Raw genomic sequence first — 1661 nt, 5'->3', positions numbered from 1 at the left:
CGCACCCAGATGACGCGCCACCTGCACCGCCGCCATCCCCACACCACCAGCACCCGCGTGCACCAGCACCGCGTCACCCGCCCGCACACCCGCGAGATCCACCAACCCCATCCACGCCGTCAGGAAGGCGACCGGGGTTGCCGCGGCGGTCTCGTACGACCAGCCCTCGGGCAGCCGGGCGAGGAACCGGTGGTCGGTCCGGGCCACGGGGCCGATGGAGTCGGGCAGGAGCCCGAACACGCGGTCTCCGGGCAGCAGGTCCGGCACGCCGGGCCCGGTCTCGACGACGACCCCGGCGGCCTCGTTGCCGATCGCGGGCGCGGCCCCACCGCCCGGGTACATGCCGAGGGCGATGAGGATGTCGCGGAAGTTGAGGCCCGCGGCGCGGACGGCGACCCGTACCTCGCCGGGGCGCAGGGGCTCGTCGGCGGGGTCGGGCAGCGGCGCCAGCACCAGGTCCTCCAGGGTGCCCGTGCCGCCGCGCACCGCGAGCCGCCAGTTGGGGGCGCCGGAGGGTACGGGCAGCGTGTCGGCGGAGGCAGCACGGGCGAGTCGAGGCCCGAACAACTGCCCTTCTGTCATCCGGAGTTGGTTTTCACCGGTTGCCACGGCGCCCGCCACCTCGGCCGCGTCGTGCAGGTCCTGGTCGGTTTCGAGCAGGAAGAACCGCCCCGGGTTCTCGGTCTGCGCGGTCCTGAGCAGACCCCACACCGCCGTGTGGGCGAGGACGCCGGCACGGGTGACGACCGCGAGACGGGTCGTGTCGTAGCGGGTGTCGCCGAGGAGTCGTTGCAGCAGGGCCAGGGTGTCGCCGACCGCCTGTCGCACGTCGGCGGCGGGATCCACGTACGTAACGAGGAGTTCGGGGATTCCGCGGGCGGCGACGTCATCGAGTTCGGACGCCGCGCCGAGGACGACGGAGACCGGCGCGTGGCCCTCTGCGGCGGCGAGCGGCACCCAGTCGACGCGGTAGAGCGAGTCATGGCCGGCGGACGACGCGCGCAGGGCCTCCGCGGAGACGGGGCGCAGCGTCAGCGCCGTCACGGACACCACCGGCTCCCCGGCCGCGTCCGCCACGAACAGCGACACGGAGTCGCCCCCGACCGGGGTGAGGCGCACCCGGACGACGGACGCGCCGGAGGCGTGCAGTTCGACCCCGCCGAAGGAGAAGGGCAGCAGAGTGGCGCCCTTGTGGGCGTCCACGAGTCCGCCGAGGCCGATGGGGTGCAGGGCGGCGTCCAGCAGTGCCGGGTGCACACCAAAACCGGCGGCCTCCACCCCATCGGGCAGGGCCACCTCCGCGAAGACCTCCCCGGCACTCCGCCAGGCGGCCCGCAGCCCCCGGAAGACCGGCCCGTACGCCGAACCGGCAGCGGCCAACTCTTCGTAGAAGGAGCCGAGATCGACAGGCTCCGCGTCGGCGGGCGGCCAGGCCGCCAGGTCGTCCGGCTCGGCGCCGGCGGGCTCGGTGAGCAGTCCGGTGGCGTGGAGGGTCCAGGTGTCGCCGTCGTCGGGCCGCGAGTGCACGGCGACGGGCCGGCCACCCGTGGCATCCGGACCCTCGACCACCACCTGGAGACGCACACCGCCCCGCTCGGGAAGGATCAGCGGGGCCTGGAGCGTCAACTCCTCGACCCGGCCGCACCCGACCTCGTCCCCCG

The 1661-nt window shown here is 74.7% G+C and carries 1 protein-coding gene; it reads right to left on the bottom strand.

Features of this window, described 5'->3' with window-relative positions; translation table 11 throughout:
• The coding region (locus HET64_RS38410; RefSeq protein ID WP_215111848.1) for a polyketide synthase dehydratase domain-containing protein at positions 1–1661 on the bottom strand (1661 nt) is incomplete at both ends.

It is taken from the genome of Streptomyces sp. McG3 (assembly GCF_018619185.1).
Taxonomy (GTDB): Bacteria; Actinomycetota; Actinomycetes; order Streptomycetales; family Streptomycetaceae; genus Streptomyces.
Note: the sequence above shows the minus strand (reverse complement) of the source record. Positions and strands in the feature narration are given on the sequence as shown.